Raw genomic sequence first — 17,437 nt, 5'->3', positions numbered from 1 at the left:
ATAAGGAAAGTACATTAATATGGGTAAGACAATATACGGTTTTATTGAAAAAATTTATATGTTTTTTGTTGAGCTGCTTTTTAAGATTATCAAAAAGGACTTAACAGACAAGAAAAGACAGACATTCAAGGAATTCTTACAGTTTGGATTAGTAGGTGTGTCTAATACAATTATTTCTTATTTACTTTATGTTGTAACACTTTTGCTTGTATCTAAGAGCGGTGTAAAGTTTGATTATATCATTGCGAACATTGTTTCCTGGTTACTTAGTGTTCTTTGGTCATTTTACTGGAATAACAAGTTTGTATTTAAGAAAGAAGAAGGCGAAAAAAGAAATATATGGGCAGCATTATTTAAGACATATGTTTCTTATGGATTTACAGGATTGATTCTTAATAATATATTATCAGTATTGTGGGTATCAGTTCTTCATATAAGCAAGATGTTAGCACCTATTATTAATCTTGTTATAAGTATTCCTATCAACTTCTTTATGAATAAGCTTTGGGCATTTGGCAAAAAGTAATTAACTAATTATGATGGAAGGTAAGTAACTTGGGTAGAATTCAGCTATTAGATTGTACATTACGAGATGGTGGATATGTTAATGACTGGAATTTCGGTCATAATAATTTAATAAGTATATTTGAAAGGCTTGTAAATGCCAGAATTGATATAGTAGAAGTTGGATTTATTGATGAAAGAAGAAAGTTCGACATCAATAGAAGTATCCTTCCTGATACCAGAAGCTTTGAAGAAGTATATGGTAAATGTAACCATAAAGATACTATGGTTGTAGGTATGATAGACTACGGTACTTGTAGTCTGTCTAACCTTCAGCCTTGTAATGAGTCCATATTAGATGGAATAAGGGTAATATTTAAAAAAGATAAGAGAAAAGAAGCTGTTGAATACTGTGCCAAGGTAAAAGCACTTGGTTATAAGGTATTTGTACAGCTTGTTTCAATTACAAGCTATAATGATGAAGAATTGCAGGATTTAATAAAGCTTGCTAATGATATAGAGCCATATGCAGTATCAATGGTTGACACATATGGTCTGTTGCAGAAGGATAGTCTTTTGCATTATTTTTATATGCTTGATGAGGGGTTAAAGGAAAATATAAGTCTTGGATACCATTCGCACAATAATTTCCAGAGAGCATTTGCTAATTGTCAGGAAATGCTTCTATGTAATACGAAAAGAGATGTACTTGTAGATGCTACAGTATATGGGATGGGGAAAAGTGCAGGTAATTGTCCGATAGAGCTTCTGGCTATGCACCTTAATGATTATTATAATAAGAATTATGATATAAGCCAGATTTTGGAAGCCTTGAACTGTAATATTATGGATATTTACAGAACTAAGCCTTGGGGCTATAATATGTTCTTTTATATGGCGGCATTTAACAGCTGTCATCCAAGCTATGTTTCATATCTTATGGATAAGGAAAACTTATCAATAAGGCAGATTAATGAAATATTATCTGAACTTGCTAAGAGTGAAGATAAGCAGCTTATGTATGATGAGCAGTTTATAAAGCAGTTATATGATAATTACAAGAAAATAATTACAGATATTTCAGATGAATCATATAATAATTTAAAGAAAGATTTATATAATCAGAATATCATTATAAAAAGTGCTGGGGTTAATCAGGATGTTATGGTTAAGCCTGATGTAGATGACAGCAAAGTAACAGTATCAGATGATAACAGAATTTATAAGGGAACGGTAATATGGGTTAACAGTCTTGCTAAAGATATTACGATATCGTTTGACAGTCTGACTGATAAAGGCATAGATGATAAATCAGACCAGCTGGATGAGTATGTATTTATCAGTGACAGTAAAAGCTATGTTAATCTGTCAGCACAGTTATCAGACAGACCAGATACAGTAAAGATTATTACATTAAGTGATGTTACGCCTAATAATGGTGACCATTTTGATTATGTATTTGATAAAGAAGAATTCAAGAATACTACTGGCTCAGATGAAGCTGGTGATAATTCATTATATATATTAAAGTTGATTTTAGGAAAATGCGGTTTTATCATATAAATATCACAAGAAAAAGGAAATAACTATGGGAAAATATGAGATAGCGGTATTTGATGTAGACGGAACACTTCTTGATACAACAGAAGGGGTTCTTGCATCAGTAAAATATACAATAGATAAGATGGGATTTGAGCCATTAAGTGAGGATGTTTTAAAGACATTTATCGGACCTCCAATTCAGGACTCATTCGCCAAAGCATATAATCTTAGTGGAGATATATTACAGGACATTGCAACCTGCTTTAGAAACAGATATAAGGATTATGAGCTTCTTAAGGCAGTTCCATATGATGGAATATATGAAGTGTTTGACAAGCTTATGGAAAGAAATGTAAAGCTTGCGGTAGCAACTTATAAAAGACAGGATTATGCTGAGGCAATTTTAAAGCATTTTGGATTTGATAAGTATACTAATATATTATATGGTGCTGACCATAATAATAAGTTAAAAAAGGTTGATATTATCGAGAAATGTATGGTTGACTTAGGAGTTACTGATTATTCTAATGCAGTTATGATTGGTGACAGCAGTCACGATGCTATAGGTGCAGAAAAGATTGGTATGGATTTCATAGGTGTAACCTATGGATTTGATTTCAGGGCACCAGAAGATGTATACAAGTTCAAGGCAGTAGGAGCGGCGGCAATGCCTTTAGACCTGCTTAATTTAATATAAAGATAGAATATTATTAAAAGGATGGATAAACATTATGAGAATGAAAGTTGCAAAATATATATCAGAATTCTTTGTTAAGCAGGGTGTAACCGATATGTTTATGATAACTGGTGGAGCAGCTATGCACCTTAATGATGCATTTGGACATCAGGAAGGCTTAAAGATTACTTATAATCATCACGAACAGGCTTGTACAATTGCTGCAGAAGGTTATACAAGACAGACAGGAAAGATTGCTCCTGTATGTGTAACTGGTGGTCCTGGCGGAACTAATGCAATTACAGGTGTATTCGGTGCATATGTTGATTCTATTCCAATGTTTGTTGTTACCGGACAGGCTAAAAGAGAGACAACAGTATGGTCAACTAACCTTCCGCTTCGTCAGCTTGGTGATCAGGAAGTTAATATTACATCAGCAGTATCTACTATGACTAAGTATGCCAAGATGATTACAGATCCTATGAGTATAAGAAAAGAAGTTGAGAAGGCTTGGTTTCTTATGCTTAATGGACGTCCGGGTCCGGTATGGCTCGATATTCCTGGCGATGTTGCCTCAACATTTATTGAAACAGACGATTTAGAGGGCTTTGACAAGCAGGGTTATATTGATGAGCACTGGGCATCATTTAATCAGGATAACCCGGTATATGATGAACAGTATACTAAGGATGTGCTTGCGAAGATTAAAGAAGCTAAAAGACCTGTAATACTTGCAGGAACAGCTATAAGACACGCTAACCAGCAGAATGAATTCATTAAATGTATAGATAAGCTTGGAATTCCAGTTGTTACAGCGTGGGACGCACACGATATTATATGGGATGAGCACCCATTATATTGTGGAAGACCTGGTACAGTAGGTACAAGGGCAGGTAATTTCATAGTTCAGAACGCAGATTTACTTATTGTATTAGGCTGTAGAATGAATATTCGTATGATAGGATATAATTTTGGCGATTTTGGCAAAAATGCTTATAAGATAGTTGTAGATATAGATGCTGCAGAGCTTAATAAGCCAACAGTGAAGGTTGATTATCCTGTTCACGCAGATTTAAGAGATTTCTTCAAGTCTGTTAATGAGGCAGAATATGAGAAGAATGACAGCCATAAGGAATGGGTTGACTGGTGCAGACAGTTAGATAAGAAGTATCCAGCGACACTTCCAGAATATTATGAAGATAAAGACGGCTTAAATCCATATGTATTCACAACAAAGTTATTTGAGGAATTAAATGAAGATGACAGTGTTGTGTGCAGTAATGGTGCGGCGTGTGTTATAACATTTCAGGCGGCTGATATTAAGAAGGGTCAGAGATTATATACTAATTCGGGTTGTGCGGCAATGGGTTATGGACTTCCAGCAGCAGTAGGAGCAAGCGTGTCAGAACCAGATAAGAGAATTATCTGTGTTGAGGGTGATGGAAGCTTTATGATGAATATGCAGGAGTTACAGACTATTGTATACAATAATCTTGATATCAAGATATTCCTTATTAATAATAATGGATATCATTCTATCAGACAGACACAGACTAATCTGTTTAAGGGACAGCCATATGTAGGAATTGGTGGAGGATATGGTCTTAGCACACCAGACTTCTCAAGAGTAATACCAGCTTTTGATATTCCTTATTACAGAATAGACAGACTTGATGGCATTAATGAAACTATAGATGAAGTTATTAACCATAAGGGTCCTGTATTCTGTGAGGTAGTTGTAGACTGGCACCAGAATTTTGCACCAAAGTCAAGTTCAAAGGTACTTCCAGACGGAAAGATAGTATCAGCGGCAGTTGATGATATGGCACCATTCCTTGACAGGGAAGAATATGAAAGCAATCATCTTGCATAACTGTAATTGATAATTTATAATCATTCATTGGGACAGCGTAAATATCAGTAATGATAGTCTTGCTGTCCCATATCAGGATAAATATAGAAACCAGTATATAGAAATGGGGATTTTAATGAAAAGAGCGGTAATTACAGGACCTACAGGTTCTATTGGATTAGCACTGATTAATGAACTTGTATCTAACGGAGTAGAGGTTGTTGCTGTTGTAAGACCGGGTTCAAGACGTGCAGACAGAATTAAGACAAGTGATATGGTAAAGCGTGTTGACTGCGATTTGTCAGAGCTTAATAAACTGCCAGAGCTTATTCGAGAGGGAGCTGATGTGTTCTATCATTTTGGCTGGGACGGAACATTTGGCAACAGCAGAAATAATATGTATGGACAAAATCTTAATGTAAAATATGCACTTGATGCGGTTGAAGCTGCTTTTGCACTTGGCTGTGATACTTTTATAGGTGCTGGTTCACAGGCTGAATATGGCAGATATGAAGGCTCTTTGAATGAGAGTGTTCCTGCATTTCCTGAAAATGGTTATGGGATTGCCAAGTTATGTGCTGGACAGATGACAAGAATTGCCTGTAAGCAGAAGGGAATGCGTCATATATGGACAAGGATACTTAGCATATATGGTCCTTATGATGGTGAGAATACAATGGTTATGAGCACTATTTATAAGCTTCTTAATTCAGAAAAGCCATCTTGTACTAAGGGTGAGCAGATGTGGGATTTCCTTTATTCAAAGGATGCAGCATTAGCAATGAGATTACTTGGTGAGAAAGGTACAGACGGTAGAACATACTGCATAGGAAGCGGTAAAGCAAGACCGTTAAAAGAATATATTGATATTATAGGACAAAATGCCAATAAAAATGTCACAATAGGATATGGAGATATTCCATATGGTCCTTTACAGGTAATGTACTTGTGTGCAGATATTACAGCGTTAAGAGAAGACACTGGATTTGAGCCAAGGTATTCTTTTGAAGATGGTATAAAAGAGACAATAGAATGGTGTAGAACACAGAATTTATAATATCTTAGATGTAATAAAGAAGTAAGAATGGAGATTAAGATGAAGAAGATTAGTATTATGGTACCTTGTTATAATGAGGAAGAAAATGTTATACCTCTCAGCGAAGCGTTGATAGAGATGTTTGCAAAGGATCTGCCACAGTATGATTATGACATAACATTTATTGATAACGACTCAACTGATACAACAAGAGTTAAGTTAAGACAGTTATGTGAGGGTAATAAGAAGATTAAGGCAATATTTAATGCTAAGAATTTTGGACAGTTTAATTCTCCATATTATGGTATTATTAATACAGATGGCGATTGTACAATACCAGTATGTGCAGACTTTCAGGACCCTATTGATGTAATTCCAAGACTTGTAGCAGAATGGGAAAAGGGCTATAAGATAGTATGTGCAGTAAAGTCAAGCAGTAAAGAAAGCAAGATAATGTATTTCTTAAGAACCTGTTATTACAAGCTTATTAAAAAAATGTCTTCTGTTGAACAGATAGAGCATTTTACAGGTTTTGGTTTATATGACAAGTCATTTGTACAGGTTATGAGGGACTTGAAAGATCCAATCCCATTTTTAAGAGGTGTTGTTGGAGAATTAGGGTTTAAGAGAACTGAGATTGAGTATACACAGGCACAGAGAAGAGCAGGAAAGACACATAATAATTTCTTTACCCTTTATGATGCTGCAATGTTAAGCTTTACATCATATACTAAGCTTGGATTAAGACTTGCAACATTTGTTGGTGGATTCTTTGGTCTTGTCAGCATAATTGTTGGAATTGTATACCTTGTTCTTAAGCTTGTATACTGGAACAGATTTACAGCTGGGATGGTTCCTCTTATTCTCCTTGTCAGCATATTAGGTTCATTACAGCTTATATTCATAGGTCTTATGGGAGAATATATATTAAGTATGAACCAGCGACTTATGAACAGACCATTAGTTGTTGAGGAAGAAAGATTAAATTTTGATGATGCTGATAAGTCAGATAAGTAATAGCTGATTAACAAGATAAGCAGTATCATCTAAATTACTGGATATATAGTAGGAATAATATCAGATAATATATTAAATAATTAAGCCACGTCAGAGGAAATGTTCCTGATTACAGGAATAGCTTTGATGTGGCTTTTATACTGTTAATTTGTCTTATATTCTGTTATAATACTTATAAAAAGTGGGTTAGATTGGAGGATTTGATTATGTTAAAAGATTGGAACAAGGTAGAACAGCCAACAGCAGAGGAAGTGGATAAAAGACTTGCCAATGCAAAGAACAGCCTTTTACAACAGCAGATTGCTATGAAAGAAAAGAAGCTTCCAGTAATCGTACTGCTTGAGGGCTGGGGTGCGGCAGGAAAAGGAAGTGTGCTTGGAAAGTTAATTAAGAATATAGATCCACGTTTTTTCAAGGTTGCAGTTATGGACGAACCGACAGAGGAGGAGAAAAGAAAGCCGTTCCTTTACAGACATTTTGTAAAAATTCCAGAGGCAGGAAAGTTCGTGTTTATGGACAGCGGCTGGATGTCAGAGGTTACAAGCCAGAAGTTAAGCGGCGAGCTTTCAGAGGAAGAATATAAGAAGAGGATAGAGAGTATTAAAAGATTTGAACGACAGCTTACGGATAATGGATATCTCCTGCTTAAGTTCTTCTTTAATATTGATAAGAAGGAGCAGAAGAAGCGATTAAAGAAGTTAGTGGAAGATAAGAATACAGCATGGAGAGTAAGTAAGCACGACAGATGGCAGAATAAGCATTATGATGAATGTATGGAAGTGTATGACCAGTTTCTGTGTGATACCAATCATTCGACAGCACCCTGGTATATAGTAGATGCGAAGGATAAGAAGTGGGCACAGTTACAGATACTAGAGACTATAGTACAGGGCATTGACACAGCATTTGCCAACAGTGCACTGTCAGTTCCGCTTCTTCAGAATGCATTCCCATTAAAGCCAATAAGCAGGTTAGATGAGGTTAGCCTTGATAAAAGCCTTACAGATGAGGAATACGAAAGGCTTCTTGACCTTTATCAGAAGCGTTTAAAGGAGCTTCATAATGAATTATATAGAAAGAAGATACCAGTTATAATTGCATATGAAGGCTGGGACGCGGCAGGAAAAGGCGGCAATATCAAGAGAATAACAGAAGCACTTGACCCAAGAGGTTATGAAGTGCACCCAATAGCAAGTCCTGAACCACACGAGAAATCAAGACATTACCTTTGGAGATTCTGGAACCGGCTTCCAAAGACAGGACACGTTGCAATATTTGACAGGACCTGGTATGGACGGGTTATGGTTGAACGTCTTGAGGGTTTTTGCAGTAAGAATGACTGGCAGAGAGCCTATGTTGAGATTAATGAATTTGAGAAAGAACTTTCCGACTGGGGAGCAATTATTGTAAAGTTCTGGGTTCAGATAGATAAGGATACACAGCTTGCCAGATTTAAGGAAAGAGAGAATACACCAGAGAAACGTTGGAAAATCACTGATGAGGACTGGCGTAACAGGGAGAAATGGGACAGCTATGAGGAAGCCGTTAATGAGATGTTAGAAAAGACTAACACGTCATATGCTCCGTGGCACATACTTGAGTCTAACGATAAGAAGTATGCAAGAATAAAAGCACTTAAGACAGTAATTGAGGCAATTGAAAAGTATGAAGCTAAATAAGAAAAGATTATAACAGGCATATTAATAGCAGTATTAGTATGTATAATAGCAGGAAGTGCAATGTATGTTAATGATTGTTATCACACAGATACAGATAACTGCACAGCATATATACGATTGTATTTCTTGTAAATAATTCACTTTTTGATAGTTAATATAATTAAGTAAAAGTTAATATAATTGTAAGATTATAATGTTGACATACAATATATTGTGTGTTATTTTATCAGTGTTAAATAAATATACGAATTAATTAAAGGCAAAGGCGCCGTTACAACGAAAGTTGTTCGAGCCTTTGCCTTTTTGATTTGTAAAAAACGTATATGTGCCATACCAATGACACAGGAATGGAGGATTATTATGAAGTTAAAGGATACAGGATTGACAGCACAGGATATTAAGGACAAGGTTAACAAGTATATGATTGAAACTTATGAGCGTTTCGATTTTCTTGCTGAAACCGCAAAAGATATGTATCTTTATGATGAGAATAAGACACCATATCTTGACTTTTACGCAGGTATTGCAGTTAATAATGCAGGAAGCTGTAATGAAAAGGTTGTTGCCGCAGTTAAGGATCAGGTTGAGGACATAATGCATACATTTAATTATCCTTATACAATTCCACAGGCATTACTTGCTGAGAAGGTATGTAAGACAATTGGTATGGATAAAATATTTTACCAGAACTCAGGTACAGAGGCCAATGAGGCAATGATTAAGATGGCTCGTAAGTATGGTGTTGAAAAATACGGACCAAACCGTTATCATATAGTAACAGCTAAGGACGGTTTCCACGGAAGAACATTCGGTGCTATGTCTGCAACAGGTCAGCCAGGCAATGCTTGTCAGGTAGGTTTCGGACCTATGACTTATGGATTTTCATATGCACCATACAATGATCTTAAGGCATTTGAAGATGCCTGCACAGAGAATACAATCGCTATAATGATTGAACCTGTACAGGGCGAGGGCGGTGTACACCCGGCAACTAAGGAATTTATGACAGGTCTTAGAAAGTTCTGTGATGAACACGATATGCTTCTTCTTATCGATGAGGTTCAGACAGGCTGGTGCAGAACAGGTGCAGTAATGTCATATATGAATTATGGCATTAAGCCAGATATTGTATCTATGGCAAAAGGTCTTGGTGGTGGTATGCCAATAGGTGCTATATGTGCAACAGAAGAAGTATCAAAGGCATTTACTGCAGGTTCACACGGAACAACATTTGGTGGACATCCAGTATCATGTGCAGCAGCTTTAGCAGAGGTTAATGAGCTTCTTAACAGAAATCTTGCTGACAATGCCAAGAAAATGGGTGATTACTTCAGTACAAAGTTAGAAAAACTTCCACACGTTAAGGAAGTAAGACATCAGGGGCTTCTTGTTGGTGTGGAATTTGATGATACAATAAGCGGTGTAGATGTAAAGCATGGCTGTTTTGACAGAAAGCTTCTTATAACAGCTATCGGATCACATATAATCCGTATGGTACCACCTCTTATTCTTACAGAGGCAGACTGCGATAAAGCATATGAAATCATCAAGGAAACAGTAGAAAGCCTTAGCACCAAATAGGCATATATTAATATAACAGCCGCAATTATATAATCGTAATTGTGGCTGTTAATAGTAATTACTTGAAAGAATGGAGAATGATAATGGAAAATGTAATTACACAGGAAAGCAGTAAAGCTATAGAATTTAATTATTACCTTCCAGTTAATATTGTATTTGGTTCAGGAAAGGTTAATAAGGCTGGCGAGCTTGCTAAGACTTATGGCAAAAAAGCTCTTATTGTAACAGGAAAAAGCAGTGCCAAGAAGTCGGGGCTTTATGATAAGGTTAATGACAGCTTAAAGAAGGCAGGGCTTGAAACAGAGCTTTTTGATAAGGTATCTCAAAATCCACTTACAACAACAGCCGGTGAAGGAGCAGCTTACGCTAAAGAAAAAGGCTGTGATGTTGTAGTTGCAATAGGCGGCGGAAGCATAATGGACTGTGCTAAGGCAATAGCATTTCTTGCAGTAAATGACGGCGATGTAAGTGATTATATATTTGGAAAGAAGTCAGGTGATAAGGCACTTCCATTAATACTTATACCAACAACATGCGGTACAGGTTCAGAAGGCAACGGATTTGCAGTTCTTACCAATCCTGATAATGGTGATAAAAAGTCACTTAGATGTAATGCAATTGTTGCCAAAGTATCAATTGTAGACCCTGAATGTATGATGACAATGCCTAAATCAGTGCTTGCTTCTGTAGGCTTTGATGCTCTGTGTCATTGTATGGAAGCATATACTTCAAGGATTGCACAGCCATTTACAGATGCACTTAGTCTTTATGCAATAGGGCTTATAGCTGGTAATCTGGTAAATGTATACAGTGATAATGCAGGTAAAGATGGCTGGGAGAAGATAACACTTGCCAGCACAATAGGCGGAATGGTTATTAATACAGCAGGAGTTACTCTTGCACACGGAATGGAACACCCTGCAAGCGGACTTCGTGATATCGTACACGGAAAAGGTCTTGCGGCTCTTACTCCGGCAATTATTGAAGCATCTTATACTGGCAATGAAAGCAAATTTGCTGATATTGCAAAGTTATTTGGCGGTAAGGAAGCTAAGGATCTGGCCTTGAAGATAAGAGAGCTTCTTAAGAGTATTAATCTTAATTGTACACTTTCAGATTTAGGAATAGAAGAAAAGGATATTCCTTGGATGGCAGAGAACTGTATGAAGGTATCTGCTGCAAGTGTTGCGAATAATCCAGTTGTATTCACGCAGGAACAGATAGCAGATATTTATAAGAAAGCATTATAAGGATATTACAATAAATAATATTGAGTATGTAATCTAAACGGATATAGTACAGCTATAACTGGATAGAATTTGTTATCCCCCACCGGTATAAAAGCTTACAGGTGGGGGATTTCTTATTTTTCTTATTTTTAAAATTTTTTATTGTTTTCTTGTATTATTATATTAATTCATAAGCGATTCTTTCAGAACCGTCTTTAACATATATAATTCCACACTTTTTAAAGCCATTTTTCTCTATAACGTGCTGCATAATTTTATTGTCGTGGTGAGTATCTATTCTTAAGTGAGGTATCTGGTCCTTGCAGTAATTAACAGCGATTTCAAGTACGCCGTGAATAGTTCCGTCACCAGCAATTCTGTGGATTGTGCCGTAAGATTCATCAGACAACCAGTGTCCGTTGTCAATTATATGATATGTAGAATCATCACCAATATGGAAATAAAATACTGCGTGAACGCCGCCGTCTGCTTCAATTACATACATTTGCCGGTTGGCAATATCGTTGTCGATTGTTTCCTCAGAAGGATTGTTATTCTTCCACTGGTTAGGATTGCCGTGTTCAGCCATAAATTGTCTTGCGTAAGCGTAGATTTCCATAATGCGTGTTTTATCATTGACCGTAGCTTTTCTTATAGTTGTCAGCATAGTTAAACCTCATTTCCTGTATTATTTTATGAAAGTTTCATATCTCCATCTTTTACCCAGCCTAATTTCTTTAAGAACATATTAATAAGTGGACATATAACTGCTGGAAGTACGAATGATATAAGTATAAGTCCAGCCCAGTCCATAGCGGTAATAGAGGCTTTAGTCCCTGCTGCCACATCATTTACCCAGCCGGAATATACACCAATCTGTCCGACAAGACCACAAGTTCCCATACCGGAAGATACGGCAGTTCCATTCATATTAAGCTTGAAGATGCAGGTTGCAAGAGGTCCAGTAATTGCTGATGTTATAATAGGGGCTATCCATATTCTAGGATTCTTGATTATGTTGCCCATCTGTAACATAGAAGTTCCTATTCCCTGCGATACAAGTCCGCCCCAGCGGTTTTCCTTAAATGACATTACAGCAAAGCCAACCATCTGTGCACAACATCCAGCCACGGCAGCACCGCCTGCAAGACCAGTAAGTCCAAATGCGGCACATATGGCAGCAGATGATATTGGAAGTGTAAGTGCAATACCGACTAATACTGATACAGCAATACCCATAAGGAAAGGCTGTAAGTTAGTTGCAAGCATTATAAGTTCGCCGATTTTCATTGCCGCTTTTCCAAGGGCAGGTGCAATAAGTGCGGCAACGCCTGTTCCAACACCTATAGTTATTAGAGGTGTTACAAGTATATCTACTTTGGTTTCCTTTGAAATCATCTTGCCAGCCTCGGCGGCAATAATTGCTACAAAATATACAGCCAGAGGTCCGCCGGCACCGCCAAGTGCATTGGAGGCAAAACCAACTGTTATAAGCGAGAACAGTACAAGAGGTGGGCATTTGAGTGCATAACCGATTGCAACAGCCATAGCAGGACCACTCATAGCAGAGGCAAGTCCTCCGACAGTATAACTAACGCCGCTTACAGTAGCAACAGTGTCTGTAAGGAAGCCAAGATGAAGCTGTGTACCGAGCGTATTAAGTATTGTTCCGATAAGAAGAGAGCAGAACAGACCCTGTGCCATAGCACCAAGTGCATCAATTCCGTATCTTTTTACAGATACTTCAATGTCTTTTTTCTTTAGAAATGCTTTTAATTTGTCTTTCATTGATTAACTCCTTGTTATTTTATATTTGTATTTTTAATAATACTAATAAGTGATTAATTATATAAAATAATAACTATATAATTAATGTCATATAAATCTATTGTATTTAATTACTATATTTATTAATGATATAAGTTATAAACTTTTCTGCACTGTCGGTTGTATAACTGCCTTTCTTCCATACTATGCCTATATTCTGGTTAATAACAGGACTTATAGGAATTCCTGTAGTACCAGAAAGATTTTTTTGCAGTGATGAATAAAGAAATGCACCACCAAGATTATTACATATAAAGTTCCTTATTGTATATAGCTGACTTGCATGAAGAATGACATTCGGATTCACTCCAGCCCGCTTAAATGCGGTATCAAGTGTTTCATTCTGTACGGAGTCAGTATTATACATAATAAGAGGTTCGTTCTTAATCATCTCAATTGTCACCTCGTGGCATTTGGCAAGCGGGTGGCTTTTGGACACACAGAATACTATTTTGTCATTCATAACAGTGAAGGAATTAAGTTTGTCTATCTCATAAAAGTGCATATTAACAAGGGCAAGGTCAAGTTTACCCTCCTGAACCATATTAGCAGCTCTTATAGAACCATACTCAAATAATTCAAATGATATATCTGGATATAACTCTTTAAAATCTGTTATTAACTGCGGAAAGAATATTGTGCTTAATAGCGGTGGTATTCCAATCTTTACAGTTGCTTTGCACTGTCCTAAGTCGTATAGCTGTTCTAAAGTATTATTATATTGTTCTAAAAGCACAACTGCCTTCTGGTAGAATAATTCCCCTTCTTTAGTAAGGGTTAAATGGTTCTTGGTCCTGTTAAACAGATTAATGGAAAACTCTTTCTCTAATTCTTTGATTGCACTTGATATGGCAGGCTGAGTCACATAAAGCTCAGCTGCTGCCTTTGTTATGCTGTGAAGTCTTGTAACAGCACAGAAATATTGTAACTGTACGATTTTCATAGAATTTTGCTCCTGTTAAATGTATTAATAAGCTCATATAGCTCATATAAGGTAATATTTATTTATAGTGTATACAGAACACATTTGTTAAGTATATATAAAATTATAATTAATTTGTTAAATATTATAGCATATATTTGGTGGTTTTGTCTAAAATTGGTTAAAAGTTATAAATTTTACTTATGAAAGTATTTCTTTTTGTAAATTTACAACAAGAAAATGTCTTTATATAATAAAATCAAGCAAAGGAAATAGAAAAGCCGGTAATAATATTTCTTAAGTAAATATATAGTAAATGGAGGAATTTTGATGAGTCACGCAACAATAACGTTAATATTTTTGTTGTTTGCAATCATAATGTTCATATGGGAGAAACTTCCACTTGGAGTAACATCAATGATAGTCTGCGTGGGGCTGGTTATCACAGGGGTTCTTGATTGGAAAACAGCTTTTTCAGGATTTATAGACAGTAATGTAATATTATTTGTAGCAATGTTTATAGTAGGTGGAGCATTATTTGAAACAGGAATGGCTAATAAGATAGGTGGAGTTGTAACACATTTTGCTAAGTCAGAGAAACAGCTCATAATTGCAATTATGGTAATTGTAGGTGTTATGAGCGGGGTGTTATCAAACACTGGAACAGCAGCAGTTCTTATTCCGGTAGTAATCGGAATAGCAGCAAAGTCAGGTTATTCAAGGTCTAAACTTTTAATGCCGCTTGTATTTGCAGCTGCTATGGGAGGTAATCTCTCACTTATAGGTGCACCGGGTAATCTTATCGCACAGTCAACTATGCAGGAGATTGGCAAGTCGTTTGGATTTTTCGATTATGCCAAGGTAGGCGTTCCAATATTAATAGCTGGAATAATATTCTTCGCATTAGTAGGATACAAATTATTACCAGATACAAAGCCAAGTGAGGACTCAGGTTATGGTAATAAGACAGATTTCAGTGATGTTCAAAAATGGAAGCAGTGGTTATCGCTTATAATACTTATCCTTACATTACTGGGGATGATATTTGAGGACAAGATTGGAATAAAGCTTTGCATAACAGGATGTATCGGAGCTTTAGCATTGATAGTAACTGGTGTAATATCAGAAAAGCAGGCATTAAAGTCAATTGATTTAAAGACAATATTCTTATTCGGTGGAACACTTTCATTAGCATCTGCACTTTCCAAATCAGGTGCAGGTGAGATGATAGCCAATAAGGTAATAGGACTTTTAGGAGATAATCCATCGCCATACCTTTTAACATTTGTAGTATTTATGCTCTGCTGTGTATTAACTAACTTTATGAGTAACACAGCAACAACAGCACTTATGGCTCCTATATGTTTATCAATTGCCACAGGAATAGGTGCTGACCCAAGTGCAGTGCTTATGGCTTGTGTAATCGGCGGCTCTTGTGCATATGCAACACCTATTGGAATGCCAGCTAACACAATGGTAATAGGTGCAGGAGGTTATACATTTAAAGATTATGCCAAGGCAGGAATACCACTTATAGTAGTATCAACAATAGTAAGTATGATATTACTCCCAATTATGTATCCATTCTTCCCTTAAGCTTAGCAGACTAAGCCAGATATTAAACAGATTAAGCCAGGTATTAAGCAGGCTAATCCAGATGTTAAGCAAATTAAGCTGAGTATAATAATCAGGCTTAAAACAAGAGAAGATTGATAAATAAAACATAAAAGATAAAACAGACTAATTAAACTAACAAAATATTTTACAGGAATTTGAAGGAGGAATTAATATGTCAAAAGAAGCACAGGTAAAACAGCTTACAGATTATATGGCAAAGTTTATTGCCTATACAGCTAAGAAATTACCAGATGATGTAATTGCGAAGCTTGAGGAGTTAAGAGATAAGGAAGATAGTCCATTATCGAAGACAATCTACAATACAATGTTTGAGAATCAGAAGTTAGCAGTAGAGCTTAACCGCCCAAGCTGTCAGGATACAGGTGTATTACAGTTCTGGGTAAAATGTGGAACTAAATTCCCACTTATAGATGAACTTGAGGGGCTTCTTAAAGAAGCAGTTGTACAGGCAACATTTGAAGCACCATTAAGACATAATAGTGTAGAAACATTTGATGAATATAATACAGGTAAGAATGTTGGTAAGGGAACACCTACAGTATTCTGGGATATTGTTCCTAACAGTGACCAGTGCGAAATCTATACATATATGGCTGGCGGCGGCTGTACACTTCCAGGCAAGGCTATGGTACTTATGCCAGGTGAAGGTTACGAGGGCGTTACTAAATTCGTATTAGATGTAATGACAAGCTATGGACTTAATGCATGTCCTCCACTTTTAGTTGGTGTTGGTGTTGCAACTTCTGTAGAAACAGCAGCATTACTTTCAAAGAAAGCACTTATGAGACCAATTGGCTCACATAATGACAATGAGAGAGCTGCCAAAATGGAAAGACTTCTTGAAGATGGAATTAACTCTATAGGCTTAGGACCTCAGGGTATGGGCGGAAAATATTCTGTTATGGGTGTTAATATTGAAAATACAGCCCGACACCCATCAGCAATAGGTGTAGCCGTTAATGTTGGCTGCTGGAGCCATAGAAGAGGCCATATTATCTTTGATAAAGACCTTAATTATACAATTACAACACATTCGGAGGTGACTTTATAATGGTAGAGATGAGAAATGGTAAAAAGGTACTTATTACTCCTGTATCAGCAGAGGATTTAAAGGATATTAAAGTTGGTGACATCGTATATCTTGATGGCAGTATGACAACCTGCCGTGATGTTGCACACAGAAGATTGGTGGAAGAAGGAAGAGAACTTCCTGTAGATGTAAGAAATAATGCTATATTCCACGCAGGTCCAATTATCAGACCATTAGAGAATGACAAGTTCGAGATGGTATCTGTAGGACCAACAACAAGTATGAGAATGGAGAAGTTCGAGTACGAATTTGTTAAGCTTACAGGAGTAAGAGTTATTATTGGAAAAGGAGGTATGAAAGAGAACACAGAGAGAGCCTGCAAAGAATTCGGTGCTATTCATTGTGTATTTCCAGCAGGAAATGCAGTTGTGGCAGCTACAGAAGTAGAAGAAATTGTAAGAGCAGAATGGCGTGACTTAGGAATGCCTGAAACACTCTGGAACTGCCGGGTTAAGGAATTTGGCCCACTTATCGTATCAATAGATACACAGGGCAACAATATGTTCGAGGAGAACAAAGTTATATTCAACCAGAAAAAGGATAAAGCTATAGAGGAAATCTCTAAGCAGGTTGGATTTATTAAATAATTCAGCTGAATAACAGCGATATCTGACAAATAATCAAACTGATTATGAAGGATATATACGTTGTGTATAATGTGCAATACACAATGTTTATATATAGAACGAGCATAGGTTATATAGCAATGTGATTATTTATATAACATATGTTTGTTCAAAATATAATAATGCTGGTGCAAACAACTTCTAACCAGTAATAAATGGTGTATAATCATCGGTAAATTATGGTTTGTAATTGCCAATAAACCATAATTTATAAAAAC

The 17,437-nt window shown here is 36.4% G+C and carries 15 protein-coding genes; 12 read left to right on the top strand and 3 right to left on the bottom strand.

Annotation, left to right across the window (positions count from 1 at the left end):
• Window positions 1-19: 19 nt before the first annotated feature.
• The 9 genes from WMO14_RS07895 to WMO14_RS07855 all read left to right on the top strand — a co-directional run bounded on the left by WMO14_RS07895 (window position 20) and on the right by WMO14_RS07855 (window position 11,137).
• Window positions 20-526: a GtrA family protein gene (locus WMO14_RS07895; protein ID WP_022502953.1), complete on the top strand. Its 507-nt coding sequence runs from the start codon at window positions 20-22 to the stop codon at window positions 524-526.
• A gap of 29 nt (window positions 527-555) precedes the next feature.
• Entirely contained in the window at window positions 556-2,067 is a 1,512-nt protein-coding gene (locus tag WMO14_RS07890; protein WP_349153612.1) for an aldolase catalytic domain-containing protein, read from the top strand.
• Between the two features lie 25 nt (window positions 2,068-2,092).
• Complete coding sequence (locus tag WMO14_RS07885; RefSeq protein ID WP_022502951.1) at window positions 2,093-2,743, top strand: HAD hydrolase-like protein; 651 nt, start codon at window positions 2,093-2,095, stop codon at window positions 2,741-2,743.
• Window positions 2,744-2,777: 34 nt separating this feature from the next.
• Window positions 2,778-4,595 (top strand): thiamine pyrophosphate-binding protein, encoded by a 1,818-nt coding sequence (locus tag WMO14_RS07880; protein ID WP_022502950.1) that lies wholly within the window; start codon window positions 2,778-2,780, stop codon window positions 4,593-4,595.
• A gap of 115 nt (window positions 4,596-4,710) precedes the next feature.
• Entirely contained in the window at window positions 4,711-5,631 is a 921-nt protein-coding gene (locus tag WMO14_RS07875) for an NAD-dependent epimerase/dehydratase family protein (protein WP_022502949.1), read from the top strand.
• A 39-nt stretch (window positions 5,632-5,670) separates the two neighbouring features.
• Window positions 5,671-6,627 (top strand): glycosyltransferase family 2 protein, encoded by a 957-nt coding sequence (locus WMO14_RS07870; RefSeq protein ID WP_022502948.1) that lies wholly within the window; start codon window positions 5,671-5,673, stop codon window positions 6,625-6,627.
• Between the two features lie 206 nt (window positions 6,628-6,833).
• A complete protein-coding gene (gene pap, locus WMO14_RS07865) occupies window positions 6,834-8,306 on the top strand; it encodes a polyphosphate:AMP phosphotransferase (protein ID WP_055175622.1) in 1,473 nt (490 codons plus the stop codon).
• 360 nt (window positions 8,307-8,666) lie between these two features.
• Complete coding sequence (locus WMO14_RS07860; protein ID WP_055175619.1) at window positions 8,667-9,887, top strand: aspartate aminotransferase family protein; 1,221 nt, start codon at window positions 8,667-8,669, stop codon at window positions 9,885-9,887.
• An 83-nt stretch (window positions 9,888-9,970) separates the two neighbouring features.
• The gene (locus WMO14_RS07855; protein WP_349153611.1) at window positions 9,971-11,137 is read left to right on the top strand and encodes an iron-containing alcohol dehydrogenase; all 1,167 of its coding nucleotides are present in this window, start codon (window positions 9,971-9,973) and stop codon (window positions 11,135-11,137) included.
• Window positions 11,138-11,294: 157 nt separating this feature from the next.
• Here WMO14_RS07855 and WMO14_RS07850 read toward each other — a convergent pair whose 3' ends face one another.
• The 3 genes from WMO14_RS07850 to WMO14_RS07840 all read right to left on the bottom strand — a co-directional run bounded on the left by WMO14_RS07850 (window position 11,295) and on the right by WMO14_RS07840 (window position 13,886).
• A complete protein-coding gene (locus tag WMO14_RS07850; RefSeq protein WP_022502944.1) occupies window positions 11,295-11,783 on the bottom strand; it encodes a GNAT family protein in 489 nt (162 codons plus the stop codon).
• A 26-nt stretch (window positions 11,784-11,809) separates the two neighbouring features.
• Window positions 11,810-12,904 carry a PTS sugar transporter subunit IIC gene (locus tag WMO14_RS07845; RefSeq protein ID WP_022502943.1) on the bottom strand — a complete coding sequence of 365 codons (1,095 nt, stop codon included), beginning with the start codon at window positions 12,902-12,904 and terminating at the stop codon, window positions 11,810-11,812.
• A gap of 106 nt (window positions 12,905-13,010) precedes the next feature.
• Entirely contained in the window at window positions 13,011-13,886 is an 876-nt protein-coding gene (locus WMO14_RS07840) for a LysR family transcriptional regulator (RefSeq protein ID WP_055175613.1), read from the bottom strand.
• Between the two features lie 309 nt (window positions 13,887-14,195).
• Between WMO14_RS07840 and WMO14_RS07835 the strand changes: the two genes are divergently transcribed.
• The 3 genes from WMO14_RS07835 (at window position 14,196) to ttdB (ending at window position 17,180) form a co-directional block, all read left to right on the top strand.
• Window positions 14,196-15,461: an SLC13 family permease gene (locus WMO14_RS07835; protein ID WP_022502941.1), complete on the top strand. Its 1,266-nt coding sequence runs from the start codon at window positions 14,196-14,198 to the stop codon at window positions 15,459-15,461.
• Between the two features lie 193 nt (window positions 15,462-15,654).
• Window positions 15,655-16,554 carry a L(+)-tartrate dehydratase subunit alpha gene (gene ttdA, locus WMO14_RS07830; RefSeq protein ID WP_022502940.1) on the top strand — a complete coding sequence of 300 codons (900 nt, stop codon included), beginning with the start codon at window positions 15,655-15,657 and terminating at the stop codon, window positions 16,552-16,554.
• A complete protein-coding gene (gene ttdB, locus WMO14_RS07825) occupies window positions 16,554-17,180 on the top strand; it encodes a L(+)-tartrate dehydratase subunit beta (RefSeq protein ID WP_022502939.1) in 627 nt (208 codons plus the stop codon). Before ttdA ends, ttdB begins: the two co-directional genes overlap by 1 nt.
• The last annotated feature ends 257 nt before the right edge of the window (window positions 17,181-17,437 follow it).

This window comes from Lachnospira rogosae (ex Hitch et al. 2025) (assembly GCF_040096455.1).
GTDB classification, from domain to species: Bacteria; Bacillota; Clostridia; order Lachnospirales; family Lachnospiraceae; genus Lachnospira; species Lachnospira rogosae.
This window is presented reverse-complemented; position numbering and strand designations above follow the sequence as displayed.

Excerpts from the sequence above, each read along its gene's own strand:
- WMO14_RS07845 (WP_022502943.1), bottom strand. The coding sequence starts at position 12,904 with ATGAAAGACAAATTAAAAGCATTTCTAAAGAAAAAAGACATTGAAGTA.
- WMO14_RS07895 (WP_022502953.1), top strand. The coding sequence starts at position 20 with ATGGGTAAGACAATATACGGTTTTATTGAAAAAATTTATATGTTTTTT.
- WMO14_RS07860 (WP_055175619.1), top strand. The coding sequence starts at position 8,667 with ATGAAGTTAAAGGATACAGGATTGACAGCACAGGATATTAAGGACAAG.
- ttdB (WP_022502939.1), top strand. The coding sequence starts at position 16,554 with ATGGTAGAGATGAGAAATGGTAAAAAGGTACTTATTACTCCTGTATCA.
- WMO14_RS07870 (WP_022502948.1), top strand. The coding sequence starts at position 5,671 with ATGAAGAAGATTAGTATTATGGTACCTTGTTATAATGAGGAAGAAAAT.
- ttdA (WP_022502940.1), top strand. The coding sequence starts at position 15,655 with ATGTCAAAAGAAGCACAGGTAAAACAGCTTACAGATTATATGGCAAAG.
- WMO14_RS07840 (WP_055175613.1), bottom strand. The coding sequence starts at position 13,886 with ATGAAAATCGTACAGTTACAATATTTCTGTGCTGTTACAAGACTTCAC.
- WMO14_RS07885 (WP_022502951.1), top strand. The coding sequence starts at position 2,093 with ATGGGAAAATATGAGATAGCGGTATTTGATGTAGACGGAACACTTCTT.
- WMO14_RS07855 (WP_349153611.1), top strand. The coding sequence starts at position 9,971 with ATGGAAAATGTAATTACACAGGAAAGCAGTAAAGCTATAGAATTTAAT.
- WMO14_RS07875 (WP_022502949.1), top strand. The coding sequence starts at position 4,711 with ATGAAAAGAGCGGTAATTACAGGACCTACAGGTTCTATTGGATTAGCA.
- pap (WP_055175622.1), top strand. The coding sequence starts at position 6,834 with ATGTTAAAAGATTGGAACAAGGTAGAACAGCCAACAGCAGAGGAAGTG.
- WMO14_RS07850 (WP_022502944.1), bottom strand. The coding sequence starts at position 11,783 with ATGCTGACAACTATAAGAAAAGCTACGGTCAATGATAAAACACGCATT.
- WMO14_RS07880 (WP_022502950.1), top strand. The coding sequence starts at position 2,778 with ATGAGAATGAAAGTTGCAAAATATATATCAGAATTCTTTGTTAAGCAG.
- WMO14_RS07835 (WP_022502941.1), top strand. The coding sequence starts at position 14,196 with ATGAGTCACGCAACAATAACGTTAATATTTTTGTTGTTTGCAATCATA.